Annotated in this window: 15 protein-coding genes and 2 pseudogenes; 10 read left to right on the forward strand and 7 right to left on the reverse strand. The window is 45.1% G+C overall.

Going from position 1 to position 19,909, the window contains the following annotated elements; all coding sequences use genetic code 11:
- Positions 1-222: 222 nt before the first annotated feature.
- Together FKV70_RS00895 and FKV70_RS00900 are read left to right on the forward strand one after the other, a co-directional pair.
- Positions 223-1,041: a MerR family transcriptional regulator gene (locus FKV70_RS00895; protein WP_142611528.1), complete on the forward strand. Its 819-nt coding sequence runs from the start codon at positions 223-225 to the stop codon at positions 1,039-1,041.
- 24 nt (positions 1,042-1,065) lie between these two features.
- The gene (locus FKV70_RS00900) at positions 1,066-2,241 is read left to right on the forward strand and encodes an MFS transporter (RefSeq protein WP_142611529.1); all 1,176 of its coding nucleotides are present in this window, start codon (positions 1,066-1,068) and stop codon (positions 2,239-2,241) included.
- A 156-nt stretch (positions 2,242-2,397) separates the two neighbouring features.
- Here FKV70_RS00900 and FKV70_RS00905 read toward each other — a convergent pair whose 3' ends face one another.
- Positions 2,398-3,225, reverse strand: coding sequence for an HAD-IIB family hydrolase (locus tag FKV70_RS00905; protein ID WP_064795748.1), 828 nt, complete (start codon positions 3,223-3,225; stop codon positions 2,398-2,400).
- A 76-nt stretch (positions 3,226-3,301) separates the two neighbouring features.
- On the opposite strand from FKV70_RS00905, the gene FKV70_RS00910 reads away from it, so the two are divergent.
- Together FKV70_RS00910 and FKV70_RS00915 are read left to right on the forward strand one after the other, a co-directional pair.
- Positions 3,302-4,294, forward strand: coding sequence for a LacI family DNA-binding transcriptional regulator (locus FKV70_RS00910; RefSeq protein WP_244310603.1), 993 nt, complete (start codon positions 3,302-3,304; stop codon positions 4,292-4,294).
- Positions 4,295-4,940: 646 nt separating this feature from the next.
- Positions 4,941-6,053 (forward strand): collagen-like protein, encoded by a 1,113-nt coding sequence (locus FKV70_RS00915; protein WP_244310604.1) that lies wholly within the window; start codon positions 4,941-4,943, stop codon positions 6,051-6,053.
- A gap of 387 nt (positions 6,054-6,440) precedes the next feature.
- On the opposite strand, the gene FKV70_RS00920 is transcribed toward FKV70_RS00915, so the two are convergent.
- Complete coding sequence (locus FKV70_RS00920; RefSeq protein WP_142611531.1) at positions 6,441-7,757, reverse strand: erythromycin esterase family protein; 1,317 nt, start codon at positions 7,755-7,757, stop codon at positions 6,441-6,443.
- 275 nt (positions 7,758-8,032) lie between these two features.
- Here FKV70_RS00920 and FKV70_RS00925 point away from each other — a divergent pair.
- From FKV70_RS00925 to FKV70_RS00950, 6 genes and pseudogenes are all read left to right on the forward strand, one after another.
- Positions 8,033-9,355: pseudogene (locus FKV70_RS00925) on the forward strand (DUF5695 domain-containing protein); the annotation flags it as partial.
- A 56-nt stretch (positions 9,356-9,411) separates the two neighbouring features.
- Positions 9,412-9,660 (forward strand): hypothetical protein, encoded by a 249-nt coding sequence (locus FKV70_RS00930; RefSeq protein WP_244310635.1) that lies wholly within the window; start codon positions 9,412-9,414, stop codon positions 9,658-9,660.
- Positions 9,661-9,734: 74 nt separating this feature from the next.
- Entirely contained in the window at positions 9,735-9,920 is a 186-nt protein-coding gene (locus FKV70_RS27045) for a hypothetical protein (protein ID WP_208738389.1), read from the forward strand.
- Positions 9,911-10,111 (forward strand): annotated as a pseudogene (locus FKV70_RS00940) (family 4 glycosyl hydrolase); the annotation flags it as partial. The gene FKV70_RS27045 and the pseudogene FKV70_RS00940, both read left to right, overlap by 10 nt.
- Before the next feature lie 472 nt (positions 10,112-10,583).
- Positions 10,584-11,531 (forward strand): stalk domain-containing protein, encoded by a 948-nt coding sequence (locus FKV70_RS00945; RefSeq protein ID WP_142611534.1) that lies wholly within the window; start codon positions 10,584-10,586, stop codon positions 11,529-11,531.
- 4 nt (positions 11,532-11,535) lie between these two features.
- Positions 11,536-14,799: a DUF5704 domain-containing protein gene (locus FKV70_RS00950; protein WP_142611535.1), complete on the forward strand. Its 3,264-nt coding sequence runs from the start codon at positions 11,536-11,538 to the stop codon at positions 14,797-14,799.
- A gap of 269 nt (positions 14,800-15,068) precedes the next feature.
- Here FKV70_RS00950 and FKV70_RS00955 read toward each other — a convergent pair whose 3' ends face one another.
- The 5 genes from FKV70_RS00955 to FKV70_RS00975 all read right to left on the reverse strand — a co-directional run bounded on the left by FKV70_RS00955 (position 15,069) and on the right by FKV70_RS00975 (position 19,706).
- Positions 15,069-16,079, reverse strand: coding sequence for a DUF5643 domain-containing protein (locus FKV70_RS00955; protein WP_162305656.1), 1,011 nt, complete (start codon positions 16,077-16,079; stop codon positions 15,069-15,071).
- Between the two features lie 65 nt (positions 16,080-16,144).
- Positions 16,145-17,143 carry a DUF5643 domain-containing protein gene (locus tag FKV70_RS00960; RefSeq protein ID WP_162305657.1) on the reverse strand — a complete coding sequence of 333 codons (999 nt, stop codon included), beginning with the start codon at positions 17,141-17,143 and terminating at the stop codon, positions 16,145-16,147.
- 158 nt (positions 17,144-17,301) lie between these two features.
- Entirely contained in the window at positions 17,302-17,781 is a 480-nt protein-coding gene (locus tag FKV70_RS00965; RefSeq protein WP_208738384.1) for a hypothetical protein, read from the reverse strand.
- A gap of 163 nt (positions 17,782-17,944) precedes the next feature.
- Positions 17,945-19,150: a DUF4179 domain-containing protein gene (locus FKV70_RS00970; RefSeq protein WP_142611536.1), complete on the reverse strand. Its 1,206-nt coding sequence runs from the start codon at positions 19,148-19,150 to the stop codon at positions 17,945-17,947.
- Positions 19,122-19,706: an RNA polymerase sigma factor gene (locus tag FKV70_RS00975; protein ID WP_142611537.1), complete on the reverse strand. Its 585-nt coding sequence runs from the start codon at positions 19,704-19,706 to the stop codon at positions 19,122-19,124. The genes FKV70_RS00970 and FKV70_RS00975 overlap by 29 nt, the downstream gene beginning before the upstream one ends.
- Between the last annotated feature and the right edge of the window lie 203 nt (positions 19,707-19,909).

Consider the following 19,909-nt stretch of genomic DNA (forward strand, 5'->3'; position numbering starts at 1 on the left):
TTGAAAATAGTATGTACATAGACATTTCCTGTTGAAAGTCGCTATTAAAGCGGCTTTTTTTATTTTATTGGTGGTCAGAAGAAAAAAATCTAGATTACCTCAATTACTAAGGCTTGAACCAATAAGATCCTAAAAAAGACGATGTTAATTGTTCACATCCTTGACTTTCCCCTGCACGGGAAACTGTATACTCACATTATGTTATAGATTGGAGATGATATTTTGTTCAAAATCAGTGCATTTTCCAGGCTAAGCAAGGTCTCCTTAAAAACACTGCGTTATTACGACCAGATTGGCATACTTAAGCCGAGAAAAGTGGATCACGATACAGGCTATCGTTACTATTCCGCAGATCAGCTTCTTGAGCTCAACCGAATCTTGATTTATAAGGAATTGGGTTTTACATTGCCCCAAATTAACCAGCTGCTTCAGGAAGATATTTCATTAGAAAATATTCAAGGCATGTTTAAGCTGAAAAGAAGCGAAATCCAGCATATCATCGATACGGAACAAGCCAAACTCGTCAGGATTGAGGAACGTATGCAGCTTATAGAAAAAGAGGGGCAATTCGAAACGGGGCAAGAAATCAGAATCAAAGCAGATGGTGCTCAATCGTTTTTTTATCAGAAAACATGCGGGAAAGAAGAGGACATTCCAGATTTATTCCGTCAATTTGATCAGTTATTAACAATAGAAATTCGTCAATCGATTCAAGGTCCTCAGGTTGTTTTATGGAAAGAGATTGACGGAAAAGAGGATGAGTTTGAGTTTGAAATCGGTTATTTTTTAACCTGTGAATTGCGATCATTTCCAGAACCGTTTCAGCTACGGACCCTTCCTCCTGAACCGATGATGGCCACAATGGCTTTTCATTCAAATGCTAGTTTTGATTGTGCAGCCTGTGTTCATTTAGCTAAATGGATTGAGAAAAATAACTATCAGATCAAGGAAAACGAATCAGGTAGGGAACTATATTTACCGTTAACTTCAGAACGAGATGCACAATTCATAGAAATACAAATTCCCATTATAAATAGATAACTGAGGAAGGTGGAGTGGGGGAAATTGAAAAATAAACGGATCATCTATGTCCTGGCACTGGCTGTTTTTCTGATTGGAACCATTGAATATATTATTACGGGAGTTATTGAGATGATGGCTGTGGACTTGGGAGTATCTACTTCGGAAGCCGGGTTATTGGTGACTGTGTTTGCTCTTGCCGCAGCCATTGTCGCTCCGATTTTAATTGCATTAACGATCAATGCAGATCGCAAGAAACTACTAATGACGACCCTTGGTGTGTTTATTGCCAGCAACGGACTTATGTTGGTAGATCTTGCTTATGAAACAGTACTATGGATACGAATTATCCAAGGGGCTAGCGGAGGAATCGCTACGGTTGTAGCTATGGCAGTGGCGACACGGCTCGTTGAAAAAGAAAAAAGGGGCAACGCCATCGGCATCATTTTGATGGGGCTTAGCAGCTCGCTAGTGCTGGGTGTTCCCATGGGCACATTTTTTAGTGAGATGTTTGGATGGAGAGCGCTATTTGTTTTAATCGGATTATTAAGTGTTCTTCCATTACTGATTATCTATCAAAAGGTTCCGGCAATCAAAGAAGAAGAAAAGGTCACCCTCAGAATGCAGCTCTCTATTTTAAGAAATCCAACCATATTGACGGCCTTGGTTATTACGTTATTTTATGTCGGCGGCTATTCTACACTATTTACTTATATTACACCCTTTTTGCAGGCCACGTCCTCTCTTTCTATGACAGAAATTAGCGGTGTTCTGTTTCTGGCGGGCATTTGCAGCTTTGTTGGATCAAGAGTAGGTGGACAATTGGCAGATGCAAAGGGATCGAAATTTACCATTTGTCTCGGGCTCATGTTACAAGGGGCGACTCTTCTATTATTCGCTCTAGCCGGAGTCAATCTCTGGGTATTAATCATGGTTTTAATGATTTTTATGTTAGCAACGTGGAGCATTTCCCCGGCTCAGCAACTATATCTGGTTACTCTGGCGCCTCGAAATCCGGACATTGCTCTTAGTGTAAATACTTCGTTCATCCAATTTGGTTTTGCACTGGGATCTGGATTAGGCGGGTTAGTCATCAGTCGTACATCTGTCCTATATTTGAATTGGCTGGGTTTTGCCGCTGTAAGCATAGCTTTAATTCTTGCCATCTTACTATTTAATAAAATGAGCAGTGGAACTAAAACTCCTATAGTTACTAAATAAGAAATGGACTGGACCAAGGTGAAAACTATTCAATACAAACAAGAAGGCAGCCAATCAAAGTGATTAGCTGCCTTTGTTTAACTAACGGGCAGGATAGAGTGACTTTTGTATAGAAAAATTAAAAAAGAACGAATCAATTCGTGCGCAAGATCTGAATTACTCCCCAAAGAAATTTCTGCATACATGTAAAATTCCCTCGGCGTAAGGATAAGGGGCAACGTTGTTGTGGCATGACTTTGCCTCTGCCGTTGCGTTCTGGAGAAGATATCCATGGGCAACCATCTGAAGCATCTCGATATCATTTCCACTGTCACCGAAAGCCAATGTTTTGGACAGGGGGACCCGACTATAATCTATCAGGAATTGCACAGCCGCTTTCTTTCCAGTTCCTGCGGGGATAAAATCGACATCATATGCATGCTCAGGATCACCCGCCTTGGGATTGCAAATATTGATATTAATTCCGATTCTATGATTTGCAGCCAGATGCCTGATGATACGTATATCATATTGGGTTTTGACTGCTGATACCGGATAATAATAGTAGTTCATTTTGTACCCGGATTGCCCAAATTGAGTCTGTTCGTCAAGAACAATATTGAATGTTGATTTTAATTCGCTAATTAAATCTTCTACATCTCTTCGAGAGAATCCGGAGGCCCTTGTGATCTTTGCCCATGAAGGAACAGTGACCAGTTGTCCGTCAGGCGTGACTTCCCACATCTCTGTGCCCAGATTGCTCGCTATAAAATGGGGGAGCTGCGTCATACCGGCTATTTTTATTTTTGCTTGTATTTGCTGAACACTACTTCCGGTGACCCAAGCTATCTTTACCTGATAATTTTTGGCAAGCTGCTGGAGGTATTGTTCTAGTTCGTACACCATTTTGAGTTGTTCAGGCAAACATTCATGCGGGTAATACGTTTCGTCAAAATCAAACAATATTAGATATTCGGTTACAGTGGGGGTATATATGACTTTCATGAGTGTGACTCCTCCCATAGTTTGTTAACGATATCATAGTTGCAGGGAACGTTCCCAGGTCAATACTTTAGAAGAGGTGTTAATTTTGCCCACCATAATTGATATTTCACGTGTAAGCGGTCTCTCCAAGTCAACGGTATCACGTGTGTTAAATGACCATCCTCATGTATCTATTGAAAGCAGACAAAAAGTACAAAAAGCCATTACGGAGCTGGGATATGTCCGCAATACGCAGGGGGTTCAGTTGCGTCGACAGGCAAGCAATCATATTGGTGTGCTTGTCCCGGATGTAGAACATCCCTATTTCAGTCAGCTTGTTAGTGCATTAAGTCGATCTTTAGGCTCAATGGGGTATCAACTTGTCATCTATCAGACTGAATTATCCGGGGAGGATGAACGTGAGGTGTATGCCCGATTGGCACGCCGAGAAATGGATGCCGTGGTCATTGCGCATTCCCATTTCTCGGAGAGAGAAGTTAAAGAATATATAGGTTCTCACATTGGAGTCATATGCAACGAAGCGATGGACGGAGAGTTTCTCGATGTCTTCCGATTGGATGAAGAAGATGCAGTCTTTCAAGCGACAGCATATTTGCTGTCCAAGGGGCGCCGCCATCTGTTTTTCTGTATGGATCACCTGACACAACTGCAAGAGAAAAGATGGAATGGGTTTCAACTGGCTCACCAACAATTCGGTCTTGCCTGTATGAAATCACAATGTTATACGGGCCTGATGACTATGGAAGATGGTTATGCCTTGGGAGAACAATTATTTACTTCTGATCAATTGCCGGATGGAATGATAACAGGTAGTGACTTTGTAGCTACTGGTTTATTGAAAGCAGCAAAGCAAAAGGGGATATCAGTGCCTCAAGAAATGTCCGTCATCGGATTTGATAACCATCCTGTAGGATTAATGACTAATCCGGAACTGACCACATTAACCAATTGTATTCCTGATATGGTAAGGGATGTTACGGAATGTCTTACCCGACGATTGAAGGGGATGCGATCTGCTCCTATAACGAAAATCTACAAGACTTCGCTGATTATACGTAATTCTACTTAAAAAAAGTGAAGTGAAAAAACAAAGAAAAAGAAGGATAGTGATCACAGAAATGATTCAACTAACGGGCAGAATAGTTTAATCATTAAGGTTTTCTTGGTACCGAAAGAATGACTGAACAAGGATCTCCAAATTGACAAGTGGTCGGTCATATCATTGTTTCCTTAGACGTATAACGTACTGCGTTCATTTTTCACCCCTGCTTGCTTGTCTTCAGCTCTTTCCGGACGTTGGGAACTATGAGGTACAAAAAAGACCCAAATGTGATTTTGGTTGACACAGTGAAAGATTTAAATTATGTAATCATACTGAAAGAATGTTGTGGCTTGTGGTATAACATCACCCTACTAAACACCCAATATTCTAAAAATGGTTTTTAGTCTAGCGAATAACCGGCTATTCGTCCATGCCTAAAATAAACAACTCACGTACACTGAACCATATTTATAGGGAGGTGTCGTTGTTGAGTTGTCCGGATAAAAAAAATCGTGCAAAAAGAAAACCACAATTGTTTGTTATCCAAAAGAAAAGAAAAAAGAAACTGTTGAGTTTTCTGGATAAAAGAAAATCGTGCAAAAAGAAAACCGCATTTGTTTGTCATCCAAAAGGAAAAAAAAGGAAGAGACGTCTTCTAGTTATTAAAAAAATAGTGCGGGTACCGTGTCCCCCACCTAAAGGAAAGCAATTACTTCAAGGACTTGCGGGAGCAATTGCAGAAGCTGGACCTCAAGGACTCGCGGGAGCACTTGGCCCCCAAGGACTGGCAGGGATTGCAGGGGCAATTGGCGCACTTGGCCCCGAAGGGCTTGCAGGAGCACTTGGCCCCCAAGGACTGGCAGGGATTGCAGGGGCAATTGGCGCACTTGGCCCCGAAGGGCTTGCAGGAGCACTTGGCCCCCAAGGACTGGCAGGGATTGCAGGGGCAATTGGCGCACTTGGCCCCGAAGGGCTTGCAGGAGCACTTGGCCCCCAAGGATTGGCAGGGATTGCAGGGGCAATTGGCGCACTTGGCCCCGAAGGGCTTGCAGGAGCACTTGGCCCCCAAGGACTGGCAGGGCTTGCAGGAGCAATTGGCGCAGCTGGATTGGCAGGACCAGCGGGACCAGCAGGACCAGCAGGGGCAACAGGAGCAGCGGGACCAGCAGGACCAGCGGGACCAGCAGGAGCAACAGGAGTAGCGGGACCAGCGGGACCAGCAGGGGCAACAGGAGCAGCAGGACCAGCAGGGGCAACAGGAGCAGCAGGACCAGCAGGGGCAACAGGAGCAGCGGGACCAGCAGGAGCAGCGGGACCAGCAGGAGCAACGGGAGCAACAGGACCAGCGGGACCCGCAGGTGGAGTATTAGGTTTTGCAGATTTCTTTGCCTTGATGCCTCCTGATAATGCAGCAACTGTTGCTCCTGACACGGACGTAAGTTTTCCACAAGATGGTCCAATCAGTGGGACTGCAATTACCCGTATAAATGCGAGCTCTTTTAACTTGGCTACAATTGGCACTTATCAGGTTTTGTTTCAGGTAGGTGTAAACGAACCGGGTCAACTCATTTTAACACTCAACGGCGCTGACCTGGCTTATACAGTGGTCGGGCGTGCAACAGGTACTTCTCAAATAGTAGGAATGGCTCTTGTGCAAACAACGGTCATTAATTCAGTACTCACAGTGCGAAATCCTGCTGGCAATGCCGCGGCACTCACGATCACTCCATTAGCTGGAGGAACAAGACCAGTTTCCGCGCACCTTGTTGTTACGCAGATTGCATAGAGGGAAAGAAATGTAGTATTTTTCTAATAATGCCAATATCAAATAGAGGCCTACGACATAAATGTATTGCGTTGTAGCGATCGCTTCCCAAGACCCGGAAATTGTGGAATGAGCAAGGAATCAGGCACATCCGTCCGGGCGTCATATGCACCAGACGGAAAGGCAGGAGATAGGGGGGCATCTCCAGATATCCGTGATGGTGGACATCCCTTTTTTGAGAAATGCATAAAAACTAACGGAACGTTTAGTTCAATAGAACAGCAGCAGGCTCAGACTGATAAAAATAAAGTCCGTGCCTGCCGCTTTTGTATTGGAGCCAATCTCATAGTTATTTCCAAAGCCTTACGACCCAGCCATCCAGCCTCCACAGACGTTTCTTGCGAGCTGTTATTCTGAAAATAAAGCATCCGTTGCAAACGGCTGAAGGATAGGCAGTGGTTGAAGGGCGGCCGTCCGATCGAGATGTACAAACGCATTATAACGATCCGCCATGCTGGAAGGAACGTAATTGCCGAACCGCTCATGAGCAGGCTCATATACCACACCGATGGCACGGTGGCCAATGGTCGTATGCAGCATGGAAGATGCATCGTTGAGCATTATCATGCCATTTCGGCCGCCTCCCGCCTGATGCATGTAATACTCCCAGCTTCCTGGCTGTCCGGGCGGGACGGTCATCTTCTCAACCGGAGATCCCCAAGCTCTTCCAGCCAGTACCTCGCCCTGATAGGTCCCGAAGCCAATGGCAAACACCCGATGTTCTGGGTCCTCCCGCAGCAGTTGACCCACATTAACCATGCCATCCGCCATCATATCCGTTGCCCGCGCATCACCGATATGCGTATTATGCTCCCAGACAATGGCTTTTGCCGAGGCCCCGTAATAGGACATGATTCGCTTCAGGGATTCTACCATATGTTTGTCCCGTATATTCCAGGACTGTGGGCCGCCCCGGACCATCGTACGATAGTAGGCCTCCGAGCTGGAAGTGACGAGCATGTTCACCTCCGCATTCAGCTCTTCCTCACTTCCCGGATACGCCATGCGCCGGCTTTGCATCTGCTGTAGCAGCTCAACCACTTCTTTCTCACAGCTCTCCGAGAGCAGTCCTGCCGCAATGCCATAAGACTGATGGTCCCTGCTATATGGATCGAAACAGGCGTATGTCCTGCGGGCCTGTTTCAGTTGGGGAGAATGGGTCTCCTCCAAATAACCGATAATCGCTTCCATCGATTCCCATAGCGAGTACATATCAATACCATAAAATCCAACCTTCGGACGGGTACTGCCGCTGCCGTGATTCGCCTCATTGTACTCCTTGAGCCACTCCGCGAAATCACGAATGTCCGTGTTCGCCCACATCCACGTCGGCCAGCGGGTAAAATCACCCAGTGCATCGGCTGCCGAGGAATCGGCCCCCTCCATCCCTTTAACATACCGGTTCACCCGATAAGCAGAGGGCCAGTCGCCTTCCACACCGATAATGTTAAAACCCTTGCTTGTAATGAGCTTCTTCGAAAGCCCGGCCCGAACTCGGTAGAAATCAGAAGTCCCATGGCTCGCCTCACCAAGCAGCACGATATCTGCATCTCCGATGGCCTTAACCATGCGGTCCAGATTCTCCATTCCATCCAATGGGATAAATAATGCATTCAGCTCTTCCAAATAAGCGTTTTGCTCTGGTGGATTATCATTCGAATTCATGAAGTTGTTCCCTCCTACAGACGGTATGAGTGAATTATTTCCGTTTGTCCATTCATTAATCCAAAACATGGTGTCTGTTGGTATGAATGATTCATCCCACGATTAGGTTGAAATCCTATATAAATCGGTTGAAAATGTTGATTTTACCAATGGACAAGGCTTTGTACAATAGAGTTGTAGCGCTTACATTTCCAAGGAGGTTATGGCGAAATGAAGAGACTTCAGGTGATTGACAAGCAAACCAGGACCCCGAGATCGAAAAGGAGGCCGTGTTGATGAAATTTAAGGGAATATTGGCGGCGTTTTTGTTTTTAACCACAGCGTCTCTGTTGTTTGGGACGCATACGGCAGAGGCCCATGAACTATCCAATGACAAGCTAACGATTCAGACAGGAGAGCATGGAGAAATTTCGTCTATTCGTATCAAAGGAGATGCTTTTCCGACTGAATATGTCATGAATGCAACGGTGACACCTGAGCAGAACACGGCTGATCATCAGTGGCTAGGAGAGCTGATGTTCACGTACCGACTGGATGGAGGTAGCTGGACGAAGGCATGGACGAATAAGTCGGCAGACGCGCGTAAGATCACGACCAGCGGCAACCGCGTTACGGTCACCTACGAGAACTCAAGTAACGCAGAAGGCATACGCAATTTTAAAGTCATTGAAACCTATTCGGCGGAGTCGAATGGTTCGGTGTTGTGGAATATACAGGTACAGAATACCAGTGGCAAAAAATTGGAGATTGGCGATTTTGGATTGCCCCTACCTTTTAATGAACAGTGGACCTATGGTGATGCAATTTACGAAACGAGAGTTGTGACGCATTCCTTTATCGGCAATAACAGCTCCTATATTACAGCTGGGCGCCCCAGCGGCATTGGTTCTTCCCTGCTATTGATCCCTGATTCCACAACAGGTGCTGGTTTTGAGTATCAGGACCATTGGCGGGATGAAGAGCATCCGGGCAGCAAGTGGGCCTGGAACCCGGCCAACGAAGGCAAATGGTTGGAGGGACTGAATGTATTTTATATTCATTCCAATGTCATCAAGTCCACTAACCGGGGGTATCTGCCCAACACAAGTCTGATCCTGAATCCCGGCAAAAGCAAAAACTATGGCTTCAAGTTCCTGGCGGTAAAGGACGAGCATGATGTAAAAGATACGTTGTATCAAGAAAACTTGGTGGATACTACAGTCGTACCGGGCATGATAGTGCCTACGAATCAAAAGGCAAAGGTGGATCTGCGTACCAAGCAAACGATCAACAAGGTAACCTATCCAGACGGAACCGTTATTCCGCAGACGGATAGCAAGGCTGGAGGACATCAGATTTATGAGCTCAAATTTACTAAGCTGGGCCCGAACTTCATAACGGTAGAATACGGTAATGGCAACAAAACGGTTTTACAATTCTATGCCATTGAGCCGATTGATCAGGCGTTGCAACGGCACGCTACTTTTATGGTAGACAAAACCCAGTGGAACGTGCCAGGTGATCTGCGTGATAAGGTATTTGACGATTGGATGATGCATACCAAATCCAAACGCAACATTTTCAACGGCTATTGGGGCTGGGGAGACGATTGGGGTCTGAACTGCCAAGCGTAGTAGAAGCTACGTATGGAGAAGGCTCCACTAAATGGGTGGCTGTGGAATGGGAGGATATAGACCCTGCACAATATGCTGCTCCAGGTTCGTTTGAATTGAAGGGCAAAGTGGAAGGGACAGAGTTGAAGGCATTGGCCAAGGTGACTGTGATTGAGGCAGGGGCCGTGGCTTCACCGGCCACTTCGGTTAGCCCGGAGACTTCAGTAACTCCGCCAACTACGACATCCCCGGTAACATCTGCCTTGCCGGCTCTGCTGATCAGCCCAGCTAAATCAGTGGGAGCGTCCTGAGTAGGAGGCAACAACGTATAGTCATCGCTAATCTTTCCCATCGTCACTTTCTCCCTGCAAAGGGAGGAATGGCGATGGGTATCCTTGCATTTGAGGCGCAAAGCTGCGAACAAAATGTGAATGGGGGACAAAGTATGAGCAAGATTACATTTCTGGGTGCAGGTAGTACGGTGTTTGCTAAAAATGTACTTGGCGATTGTATGTTGACACCTGCTTTGGGACCTTTGTCGGGGATTTGCCGCCCTAATGTGCTGCACTGAACCGAACGAATATCAATATCAATACCCAGCTCTTAACAATTGAAGCTGCGATGACGGGGAAAAAAGAACATATCTATCACGCTGCTATGCTGGACCCGCACACCCCAGCTGAGCTATCGATGGATGATATCGTTGCTCTGTGCGACGGCCTGATTGCCGCGCACGGTACATCGCTTCCAGCTTATGTGTAAGGGAGGGAGATGAATGGGGAGCAGGGTCGTCAAAAGCTCGCCAGGATTCCTGCTTTGTGAGAAAAAAGTAACGTTTGATTTTTAGTCTGTTATGATTTATGATGTAAGAAATATTGGATGATGCTGGAACAATTTATAGGGTATGAACTGATATATTCATAGTTTTTGCGCGTGAAGCACACGGGCTGTTTCTTCCTTCTAAGGGAGAGGCAGCCCTTTTTTGTTGTGATTTTGCGGGAAATATAATTTTTTTAAGGAGTCAGCTTTATGATTTAAGGGGAGGGGGGCTCAAGAGTCTATATTTTTGGAATGCTTTATATTAGAAGCATTTCTTATAGATTTTGTAATTGGTAAACCCTATAATAAATAAGTTGTATCCAGTATTTTCCGAAAGTGGGGATACGATAAGTTTATGAGATTAGAGATGATATACATAGCTTTAAAGTTGAAGAAGACAAAGGAGATCGAGAGAATGGGGATAAAAAAATGGATGCTGAGTTTGACCGCAGTCACGTTGCTATGGGGCGCGGCAAGTACAATACCAACAGCGGAGGCGACAGGCAGCAATTCCAAACCAATTGAAGTTTTATTAAATGCGAAAAAAATACAGTTTCCGGATGCTAAACCTTTTCAGGATAATAATGATTATGTCATGGTTCCAATCCGGTTTGTATCTGAAGCATTGGGAGCTAAGGTGAACTGGGAGAAAGCAGGCGGCCAGTTAGCCGTGTCGATTAAAAATGATGCACATGCCGTTAACATGACAGTGGGGAAAAACACCGCTACTGTCGATGGGCAGACAAAAACATACGAGACGAAAATTATTTTGAAGCAAAACCGCACTTTCGTGCCGCTGCGGTTAGTAAGTGAGGGGTTGGGACAGACGGTGGAGTGGGATAAAGTCAGCCGCTGGGTCTGGATTGGGAAGAAGGAAATCGCTGCGCTGGAGGATACAGGGCATCAGGCGGTGAGTATTGAACCGTATAAAAAGGCTTTCACGTCTAATCCATATCTTTTAAAAGGTACGCAAGGAAAGCCATATGACAAAGTGATGATTTTCAAAGTTACTGACCTGCCACTAAAGCTAGTACGTGACATCTACAGTATTGAACCTTATACCAATGTAAAAGGTACACCTTACCTAAGAATTAGAGCTAAAACTACGTCTACCGCAGGGAATCTATTCTACATCACAAAAAACAATGACACACGCTATCGTTATCCTGTTGAAGGACTGACTACGGACAACGGTGATGGTACGAGAATGTTATATTACCCTATCTATTCATCAGGAGATGAGCTTTTTAATGGCGTTAAGAACTATAAATCTCTTAAGTTGCGAGATATTGAATATATCGGATTTCGCTTGGCAGCAGACGACTTTATTCCGTTGATGGTCAACCCGTGGAAAGGAAATTAGGCTGATGAAGAAAGCCAGCCGTCTTTTGGTCGTATTGCTGGCGGGAATTCTGTTGCTATTACATTTCCCGCCTTTCTATTTTTTCATTGACAAAGTAGCGGCAGATACGGAAGTTACACCTCTTTCCTATTTTGCAGATAAGAATGATCGCTACTTTGTTGGTATGATGTACTTTGACATGTGGAAAAATAGCAATAATGTTTGGGTTACTGACCATAAACAACCCAACAAAGATATGGATGGGGAGGCCACTTTCACGTACAAATTTCAATTTCCAGGAAGGAAGATTAAAAGTGTCAAGGCTCGGCTGTATACGGCATCAGATCTATCCAGATACTTTAATGATTCGCGACAAGATAGCTACGCGGAATACAGTGATTCTATAAGTCTCGGAACAACCGATGGGAATATTCGTCCCTTTCAAAAGAAAGGGATCGGCACGGATACTACAATTATTCCGATAACTGTAAGCATTAAATTGAATGCTTTAAGACCAAAAAATATCAAGGATGAATCCTGTCCTACCTGTGCCAAAGAAGTAGAGGCATACCGCATTTACCAGCCCATCCTTTTCAAAATTGAACTAGAGAGCGCACTTATCGTCAAGCATTTTACCACTGACGGTAAATCGCTTAACAACGTATTTTCACCATTAGAAGACAAGCTAAAACCTGATCAACCTTATGATTTTACCCCGCCAACCAACCCTAGATATGAGTATGTGGGTTACAAGAAAAGCACGACAGGTAAACCGCCAAGTGGAGATATTTTGCCAGGGATTGTACCTGGGTTTACCTACGACAGTTCTTTTGAGCAGTTTACCGCTTATTTGTATTACAGAAAAGCTCAGGGCTGTCCGAAGCCTGGAGAAAGTCAAGAAGGAGCACCTTCAGATTGTCAGGATAATGAACAGCCAACGAAAGGTGTTGTCTGCTCTCGTCCAGTCCCTGGGTTGCGCTTGGAAACTGCTGAACTCGACCCGTCAGTATCTGCTGTAATCAAAGCGGACCAGCGTGGTCGGGAACGATTTGACGTATCCAAAGGTATTCCTACCTCTGAAAGCCTGTACGGTCATGTGCAAGCCAAGAGATACCTTTTTCAACATAAATTTGTGAACATGACGGGCCAGTGTACATATACGGTGAATGTAAAACGAGAATACCGGTTGAGCTGGCGGCCTAAGAAAAAATCTCGGCGGAATGAGACTGTGAAGCGAACTTATACTTACCAAATCGTCCGTCCATACTCCTATTGGAAGATAAACAATTTGGAGGTATATGGCATTAAGGAGGCTGCGCTCCGAAACTATGCGTTACCCAATGAAGCCATCACCCTGCGTCCGCAATCCTATACACCCCCATCCTATATTGCAGCGACCCAGGGCAACTTTTATCCTCCTCCTGCACCGGGTACAGTGGATGGCGGCAGTCGCAGCAAAAACGGCGGCAGCAGCAAGCCGAGTGTACCCGATGACCGCAGTGAGCTGAAATCCAAGGCAGAGGAGGCTGTTAAGGAAATAGAGGTGGAAAACGATACTCTGACCTTTGAGAACAGGACCATTATGAATCCGGTGCGCGTCAAGGTAAATGGTCCTAAACCGGGTGTTATTCCCTCTTCCGGAGCAATTGGGCCGGATGTGCTGTACAGTCCGGATCATGTGATTGATAAGCACAAGATTAATAAATCCAATACGCCCAGTAGCGGTGACATCACTTACGCTGTTCTTAAAGGGAATATCAACGGAGGGGCGGATAAAACTTTTCCGATCCAGGGAATCAACACGGTGACTGTCCATACTCCCGTAGTGAATCTGTCTAGTGTATCGGATGATGCTGCTCATAATCAGAAAACTCGACCTACGAAGGGGCGATCTGCGCTTATTTTGGAGCGTCCTTTCCAGGTAACGATTTCGACAGCAGGTCCGCATTTGAATATTCCCGGCTACGGTGATCGGGAGTATGCCAAATACGTACGGACCAAGCAGGTGCGCTTTCCGTTCGATGTGTACAACAAAGGGAAGACGCATTTTTATCCGCGAGATACTTGGATCGACATTCCGGTGCTGCAACTAGACACTGACTTTTATTTGCCCGTATGGGTCGATGAAGGTAATTATACAGTCGAGTTCCGCACCATTGCCGAAAATGCACCAGATGGATTCACCGAACAGCGCCGTGCCAACAAGGATATTGTTCATCATGTTGCCAATGATGTGGTGAATATTGAGGTCATCGGACGAATATATGATTTTCATATCACGGATATTGCAGATTACCATTGGGAGCGGGTATTTCGGCAACGAAAAGGAAGTCCCATGCATAGCGGCTTGTCTTATTGGACAGGGCTCGGTAATATTGACGGGCTGCCAAGAGGAAACCCCGAGCCCTTCACATTGCCCATTCGCCCAGGTAGTCACCCACATGAAGGTTACGCAAATGTGGCGGTCAAGACAGGCTATCATTTCAAGTTTGATCTCAAAACCAAGGGAAATATGTTCAGCGCCGAGGATGGAATTCGCATCACCCCGTCATTTTATTGGGTGAACAAAGATGGGCGACAGCGGGAAGAGGTGGATCTGTATACTCATTCCGGTAGCCGAAAATTTATCCGTCTGGGATCAGCGGAGGATCGGGAGAAGCGATATGTTATTTTGAATGAAAGGTTACGCAATGTCCCTATGGAGGAAATGCAGGATACAGCAGCCTACCGCTATCAACATGAACTGAGTGAGGCAGAGCGGAGTCAATTAACGCTGGAACGTTATATAACGCTGTATGCTCAGCGTATTACACGCAGCAAGACCTGGATTGGACGCTATGACTGGCTGATGCTACCTGCGGCTGTACGTACCTTGATCGGTCCCAAGACAGACCTGCCGAATGGGGTTGATGCCGATCGTGCGAATGCGGCGATACAGCGCTGGTACGGCGAATATAGTCTGCCTGCTAATGTGTATGCCGTCACCAAAGAAACGGATTTACGTAGTGAAAGCCGTAGGCAGGAGCTAAATGAGCATACAGATATATTCAAGAAGACGGGCTTTATTGTCGTTCGTTTTAATTTGGAGTCACTCCGTCAGGGGAACACCGAGCATCCACATTTGCAATATATTAATGGTCCACTACTGAACCAATGGCAACTAGAGGGCTATCGCAGAGAGATAAAAGACCCGTACGGACACGCCTTTCATTTACAGGACGGAGATGTCATGTTTTATCATGCAGACCAGTCGAGTCGGGATGATTTTAGTTCATTTGTCTCTCACTAATTTGGGGTACACAAATTAAGGGTAACTTAAACTTATCTCTGCCGATGTGTACAAGCTTGACAAGCTCTTGTCAGAGCGTTCGATCAGTGTTCAGCTTTTTTACCGATATTACTGGTGCAGTTGCAATGTGAGCGGATAATTGAAGCCACTTCGGCACTAGTATAACTAGTAGAACCAGTAAAGTAAGCAGGAGAAGGAATGGCTTAACGTAAAACAAAACGAGCAAGCCTGATTTCTCATTCAGGCTTGCTCGCTTCTTGCACGGGATGTTATTGGGCTGGCACGGGAATGGTCATTTCGAGTTCCTTAATGTATGTTTTATCTCCGGTTTTAAATTTCCCGTCAGCCCCTTTGCCTTGACCGACAATACTCCAATCAGAGGGGTCAACTGTAAATGTATACGGTTTGATCGTCACATATTGGGGTTTGCTGCCTATAGCACTGTACAGCTCGTCAGTGTGATACTTTGTTCTAGGCTTTTTGTTTAAGAAGCCGACTTTCTGCTGTTGAAGCGTTTTCCCCTGATCATCTACAATGTCATAATACATCATGGATGGAGCGTACTTTCCTGTCTGCTTGGAAGATGCAGGCACCTGACCTTCGCTATCCAGCACCAGCCGGGTTGTACGGGAGGCAATATCGAGCTGTTTGACTGTATAACTGAAATCCCCGCTCTTTTGGGTTTTATTCGGCTTGATACTCACCATATTACCCTCCTTTTTAACAGGGACTTTAAATTCAAAAGGCTTGCTGATTCGGGTAACCCCTACCTGGATAGTCATTTCAAAATCGTCTGGAAGTGCATCCAACTGATTGTATTCAGCTTCTACGGTGTTCTTTTGAGTTACTTTGTCTCCAAACATGGAGTGGCTGCTTTTCAATTTATTCCCGTCTATCAGAACCTCGGGGGTCTTGAGATAGCCCTTCTTCTGATCTTTCTCAGGAACCATGCGTTTTTTGATTTTTTCATTAGTCTCTTTGGGATCTATTGGAAAATAGGGGCTGATAACTTGTTCGGGTAAATTTTTGCCTTCCCGTTCGATCGAAAAGGACAGCCGCGTGCCATCATAGAACACATCGCCAAGCTTCAGTGTAACCCCGTCCTGCGTCAGGCTTAGATTGGAAGAGGCGGTTTTTACAGCTGCTTCGGCACTGGCGGCGGCTGCTGCAATGGGGGATATGAATTTTGGCATCGCTGCCCCTGATCCCAATATCGCGAAAGCCGATGTTGTCAATAATACCCGTTTTAGAAATGTGGATTTTAAGTTTGTTTGTTGCATTAGACATTCTCTCCTCTCGAAAGCTTAAGATTTTTAAATTCATGTAATGAATAATAAATTTGTGATCAGTCATTCAGGGGAATCTTCATTTCGAGCTCCTTAATGTATGTTTTATCTCCGGTTTTAAATTTCCCGTCAGCTCCCTTGCCTTGACCGACAATACTCCAATTGGTGGGATCGACTGTAAATGTATACGGTCTGATCGTCACATATTGGGGTTTGCTGCCTATAGCACTGTACAGTTCATCAATATGGTACTTTGTTTTAGGCTTGCTGTAGAAGAAGCCAGCTTTTCGTTGTTGTAGCGTCTTCCCCTGGTCATCTATGATGTCATAATACATCATGGATGGAGCGAATTTTCCTGTTTGTTTGGCAGACGCAGGCACTTGACCTTCGCTATCCAGCACTAGACGGGTCGTATGAGAGGTAATATCAAGCTGTTTGACTGTGTAACTGAATGATCCGCTCTTTTGGGTTTTATTTGGCTTGACACTCACCATATTGCCGTCTTTTTTAACAGGGACTTTAAATTCAAAAGGTTTACTGATTCGGGTAACCCCTACTTGGACGGTCATTTCAAATTCGTCTGGGAGTGAACCTAACTGGTTGTATTCGGCTTGTACGGTGTTCTTTTTGGATACTTTATCTCCGAACGAGCCAAAGCTTTTAAATGCTTTCCCATCAATCAAAATTTCAGGTCTCTTGATATAGCCCTTCTTGTGATCTTTTTCAGGAACCATATACTTCTTGAGGCTTTCACTTGCCTTTGCATCCATTGGAATATACAGGCTCACGACTCCGTCAGGCAAATTTTTGCCTTCCCGTTCGATCGAAAAGGACAGCCGCGTGCCATCATAGAACACATCACCAAGCTTCAGTGTAACCCCGTCCTGTGTCAGGCTCAGATTAGAAGAAGCGGTTTTGGCAGCTGCTTCGGCACTGGCTACTGCTGCAATGGGGGAGATGAATTTTGGTATCGCTGCCCCTGATCCCAATATCGCGAAGGCCGATGTTGTCAGTAATACCCGTTTTAGAAATGTTGATTTTAAGTTTGCCTGTTGCACTCTAAAATTATCTCCTCTGAAAGCTGTAATATTTAATCCTTACCATTGGATAATCCGGCGACTTTGCCTTGTCTCATCCGTCTGTATAACACTCCTGGTGTTGTACAGGAGAGCCTAATTGCGTAAGCTCTCCCATTGACCAGTACTCTGCATGATTCTCAGGAACCTTTGTTGACTTTTTTGACAGGGACCTTGAATTCAAAAGGTTTGCTGATTCCGGTAACGCCTACCCGGATGGTCATATTAAAGCTGTCTGGAAGTGAATCCAACTTACTGTAGATAGCTTCTACCGTGTTTTTTTCGGATATTTTATCCCCAAACATACCAAGACTTTTAAATTTGTTCCCGTCTATCAGAATCTCAGGGAATATTTTGATATAGCCCTTTTTCTGATCTTTGTCAGGAACCATACGCTTTTTGAGATTTTTATCAGTTGTTTTGACATCCATTGGAATATACGGGCTTAGGACTTCCTTAGGCAAATTTTTGCCTTCCCGTTCGATGGAGTAGGACAGGCTTTTGCCATCATAGGACACATCGCCGAGTTTCAGTGTAACCCCGTTTTGCGTCAGGCTCATCTTAGAAGAAGCGGCTTGTGCGGGTTTCGTGTTACTAGCGGTTGCTGCAATGGGGGACATAAATTTTGGGACTGCTGCCCCCGTTCCCAATATTGCGATAGCTGATGTTGTAAGTAATACTCATTTTAGAAATGTAAATTTAAAGTTTGTCGGTTGCATTAGATATACGCCCTTTCATAAAAAAAGCTTGTGATGCGAACTTCCTGTATTAAATCATTTGTAATTAATTATTCAGGGGAATCTTCATTTCAAGTTCCTTGATATACGTTTTGTCGCCTTTCTTTACTTCGTTGCCATGCTCATCATTCACTTCGCCAACGATGCTCCAGTCGGCAGGCTTGACGGTCAAGGTAAACGGCTTAATCGTCACGTATTTCGTACCCGGCTTAAGAGCATCATACAGCTCATCCACATGGTATTCTGTCCTAGGCTTGCTGTGGAAATAACCGAATTGGCGCTGCTTAAGCATGTTGCCCTGATCATCTACAATGTCGTAATACATCATTGTTGGCGCATACTCTCCCGTTTGCTCCGGAGAAGCAGGTACTTCACCTTTACTGTCCAGCACCAGACGAGTCGTTGCTGAGGTGGATTTCAGCTCCTTCACGGTATAGCTGAAGCTGCCGCTGTTTTTTGTTTCATTCGGCTTGACAGTAATCATGGTGTTGTCTATTTTCACCGGAACCTTGAATTCATAGGGTTCATCAACACCCGTCATCGAAGTTCTGATTGTCAACTCAAACTCATCCGGCAGGGAGTCCAACTGCGTGAACTCACCTATGACTGAATTCATTTTTTTCGGATCATCACCATACGATTTTAGGTGAGAGTCTATATTTTTTCCATTAATCAATACTTCGGGGAAGTATTTAAAGTATCCCTTAAGCTGATCCTTCTCAGGCACTTTATGCTTCTTTAACCATTCCTTATCGCTATTTTCAGTTTTGACATCTGTAGGCAGATAGGGACTCACAGAGCCTTCCGGCATATTCTCGCCTTGACGTTCAATAGAGAAGGACAGGCGTGTACCGTCGTACAGCACATCACTCAAGGTCAGTGTAATCCCGTCATGAGACACAGTTTCATTAGGATGACTGAGAATGCCCTTATCTACAGCAGTCTGAATTTCATCTGCACTCAAACCATAAAAAATACCGCCGATTCCCGGAATTTGCTTGAGTGTGGCCGCCATCGTGGGTGATACAAACCCGGCGCCTACCACTCCTGCCCCTAATATGCCAACTACGGATGCCGCCAGGACAGCCCGTTTTGCAAATTTCGATTTCGCTGTTTTTCTTTGCATGGATCTTTCTCCGATCTTTTTCATAATTTGATCACTCATACTGCCTTTAGGCATGACTGATTCATTGATCCAATTCTCCAATTGGTCCATTTCGCGCTCATAAGGTGGTGTTGGATGTTTGTCCATTAACAAGTCCTCCTTTGCTTCTCTGGTCCAGCAGCTTGCGCCGAAGCCGCTCGTATTTTTTACGGATGGTTGCTGACTTTAAACCCATGATGTTGCTAATCTCCTCAAAGCTGTATTGCTCAACAGCCTTCAGTAGCAGAATATGACGCTCTTCGGGTGTAAGATAAGTCAACAGTTCTTCAATGACACTTTTATGAGGGGATACCTGAGCGATTGGCTCTTGTTCCTTGACCTGCTGAACCAGTTTGAGCCAGCGACTATGTTTCCTTTTGATGTTCATTAAGTGATGATAGGCCATCTTGTATAGCCATGCCGAGAAGCTGGTCTGTTTGCTGTATTGATGAAGATTCTCATAAGCTCTGATGAAAATGTCCTGAACAGCGTCCTCTGTGGCTTCATGATTCTTCAAAATATAGAAGCAGTAGGTGTACATCTGCCGCTCGAATTGTCGAATAATGATTTCATAAGCCTGCTGTTCACCAGCCTTGACGCGCTCTACGGCCAGCTCAATCTGGCTGTATTTATCCTTTGGATCCCCGGGGATGGTTGCCTGCAAGAGCTCACCTCCTTGTATTTATGTCTATATAACAATCGCAACGGGTCGTTTTGTGACATCATTTTTGTGAAACCTTGATAGGTATGTATGTTTTGATCACAGCTCGTCCATTTTATCATCTTATAACATTCAGACATGCTCACTTCAACTAACATAGTCGATTCATGAAATGGACCGTTAGTAATGGGCTAATGGGGATATTT

Origin of the sequence: Paenibacillus ottowii (genome assembly GCF_006874425.1) — a bacterium.
GTDB classification, from domain to species: domain Bacteria; phylum Bacillota; class Bacilli; order Paenibacillales; family Paenibacillaceae; genus Paenibacillus; species Paenibacillus ottowii.